The organism is Kaistella sp., assembly GCF_049588135.1.
Lineage (GTDB): Bacteria > Bacteroidota > Bacteroidia > Flavobacteriales > Weeksellaceae > Kaistella.
In genome coordinates this window covers 1-2,961 of record NZ_JBAVFG010000159.1, presented here as the reverse complement: position 1 = coordinate 2,961, position 2,961 = coordinate 1, and the positions used below count along the sequence as shown (strand labels likewise).

General features: G+C 34.4%; 3 protein-coding genes. All 3 read right to left on the bottom strand.

Annotation, left to right across the window (positions count from 1 at the left end; translation table 11 throughout):
• Positions 1–82 precede the first annotated feature (82 nt).
• Positions 83–1,462, bottom strand: a complete 1,380-nt coding sequence (locus WBY99_RS08990; RefSeq protein ID WP_423975994.1) for a dipeptidase — start codon at positions 1,460–1,462, stop codon at positions 83–85.
• Positions 1,463–1,558: 96 nt separating this feature from the next.
• A complete protein-coding gene (locus tag WBY99_RS08985; protein ID WP_423975993.1) occupies positions 1,559–1,918 on the bottom strand; it encodes a hypothetical protein in 360 nt (119 codons plus the stop codon).
• 25 nt (positions 1,919–1,943) lie between these two features.
• The coding region (locus tag WBY99_RS08980; RefSeq protein ID WP_423975992.1) for a class I SAM-dependent methyltransferase at positions 1,944–2,961 on the bottom strand (1,018 nt) is incomplete at its 5' end.

Below are 2,961 nucleotides of genomic sequence, written 5' to 3'. Positions count from 1 at the left end.
ATATAATATTTTATTTTTATAAAAAAAATAAAACGCAAAAAAAACCGCCTCCTATAAAGAAAACGGCAATTAAAAGCTAATTTTATTTCGAATAATTCTCAAAGAACAACGGAATACTTTCAATTCCTTTATAGAAATTAAATAATCCGTAATGCTCATTCGGTGAGTGAATCGCATCGGAATCAAGACCAAAGCCCATCAATACGGATTTTGCTCCCAGAACCTGTTCGAACATCGCGGTGATCGGAATACTTCCACCACTTCTGTACGGAAGAACTTCTTTTCCGAAAGCCGTTTCCATCGCTTTTTTCGCAGCTCTGAATTCTTTGGTATCGCTTGGCAAAACATAAGGCATTCCGCCATGATGCGGCGTTACTTTTACTTTCACATTTGAAGGAGCTATTTTCTCAAAATATTTAGTAAACTTTTCGGTAATTTCTTCCGGAGTTTGATAAGGAACCAATCTCATCGAAATTTTCGCAAATGCTTTTGAAGGAATCACTGTTTTAGCTCCTTCACCGATATAACCGCCCCAAATTCCGTTGCAATCTAAAGTCGGACGAATCGAAGTTCTTTCCAAAGTCGTGTACCCTTTTTCACCTTCTACTCCATTTAAACCGATTGATTTTTTGAAATATTCTTGGTCGTCTTTCAACTTATTCATTTCAGCCCGTTCGGCATCGGAAACAGTTTCTACATTATCGTAAAAACCATCAATGGTGATGTATCCGTTTTCATCAATTAAATTGGCAATCATTCGAGAAAGCACATGAATCGGATTTGGAACTGCACCACCATACAAACCAGAATGCAAATCTCTATTCGGTCCTTCCACTTCCACTTCCACATAGCTTAAACCTCGCAAACCAGTTGTTACCGTAGGTTGTTCGTTAGAATAAATATGGGTATCTGAAATTAAAATGACGTCACACGACAATTTTTCTTTATTTTCATTCACAAAAACGCCTAGATTTTCGGAACCTACTTCCTCTTCACCTTCAATAATAAACTTCACATTACAAGGCAAAGAATTGGTTTTCATCATCGCTTCAAATGCTTTTAAATGCATGAAAAACTGACCTTTATCATCGGCAGAACCTCTTGCGAAAATCGCACCTTCCGGATGAAGTTCGGTTTTTTTAATCACTGGTTCAAAAGGCGGACTCGTCCACAATTCGAGCGGATCTGCAGGTTGCACATCATAATGCCCGTAAACCAAAACGGTTGGCAAATTTTTATCTAATAATTTCTCGCCGTAAACAATTGGGTTCCCTTTTGTTTGGCAAACTTCCACTTGGTCGGCACCAGCATTTTTCAGGAATTCTGCTACTTTATCCGCACACTTCAATACCTCATTTTTGTAGGCTGGATCGGCTGAAACAGATGCTATTTTAAGTAATTCAAATAACTCATCTACGAAACGTTGCTTGTTTTCGTTAATGTAATTTAAGGTTTCTTGCATTATATTTTTAATTAAAATTTATCTAAAATCGAATCTTGTAAAAATAAAAAAAATGTCTCGCCAAAGCAAGACATTTAATAATATGTTTTAAAATACTTATTTCTTTTCTGCAGACGCCGGCGCAGCCATATTTGTATTTTGAATGCTATCTTTTTGAATTGCAATTGCTGGTTGAGCAGAGACTTTTGCGTTGTCCTCAGTTTCCACAGTACTGTTTTTTTTCGCGTGTGCGGCCTCAACTTCAGCTGCTGTTGTATCAGTCATCACATCGTCACTGTATCTTTCAACCTCACTGTCTCTAATCAGCACTCCTTTATTCCCACCTGCCGGAACTTTTTTACAACTGATTGCTAAACTTGCGATTGCAACGCTTAAAATAATTTTTTTCATATCTACTTTCTGATGATTAAGAATCTTTATATTTTTCAATGCTCCAAAAGTAAGAAATATTACCATTTTCCACAAAGATTTTTGCTAAATTCTAGACCGTTCTTAAAATAATTTTACTTTTCTGAGTTTGAGTGAAAATTAAGTACGCTTTTCCACCATCGTTAATTTTATATTTTTTCTTGATTTCATCAGGAGCTAAAGGATAATTTTTTGAAATAATATTGAATTTTTCACCTTTCTTAATTTGTTTTGAATCAATCATTTCTACCTTTAAAATTCTCCCTGGAAAATTCTCTACAAGCTCATCTGAAGTATAAAAATGAGTATTGGGATGAAGTTTTTTCAACGAAAATTTTTGCGAAACACTATTAAATCCGCCCGATTTCAAAACAGCGTTATTTGGAATGTATAAATATTGGAGTGGTTCAGAATATGCTGAAACTTCATATTTTTCGTCGTTATAATTAAAGGAAAACAAATCCTCTTGGCTTTCAAGATTGATACAAGTAATCGTAGTTTGCTCCTTCTTTTTATTCGAATTCATCAAAACCAGAAGTTCTTTCACTTCATTTTTAACTGCTATTATTTGAATTTCAACAATGTTTTTTAACACTGAAATCAAATACGAAATATCAATTAAAGGCGAAAGTTTGACGATAATTTGAGAGGAAATTTGAAACAGCTTTTCTTGTATTTCCAACAGATTGGGCGATAAATCTTCGAGCAGAAATTTTTTATTTTTTTCAGAATCTCTTCTTGCCGGATCGAGATAAATCAAATCAAATTTCCCCTGATTATTTTCTAAAAAAGCTTCTAAATTTTCATTAATGAAATTGGCATTTCTTCCAAGAATCCCCCAATTGTATTTTACAATTTCTAAAAGTCCCGAATTCTGTTCTACCACAGTAATTTCCTCAAAATTTTGAGATAAAAAATAAGCATCGATTCCGAAACCGCAAGTTAAATCGAGGAAGTTCTTTCCTTTTAAATTTTCAGCTTTAAATTCCGCCGTCGATTGTGAAGAAGCTTGTTCTAAATTCAGGTTTGGCGGGAAAACAATATTTTCTTTAAGCAAAAAAGGAAACTTTTTCTGTGCCACTTTTTTACCT

What these genes read in the sequence shown, in the direction of transcription:
- WBY99_RS08990 (WP_423975994.1), bottom strand. Translation starts at nt 1,462, where the DNA reads ATGCAAGAAACCTTAAATTACATTAACGAAAACAAGCAACGTTTCGTA.
- WBY99_RS08985 (WP_423975993.1), bottom strand. Translation starts at nt 1,918, where the DNA reads ATGGTAATATTTCTTACTTTTGGAGCATTGAAAAATATAAAGATTCTT.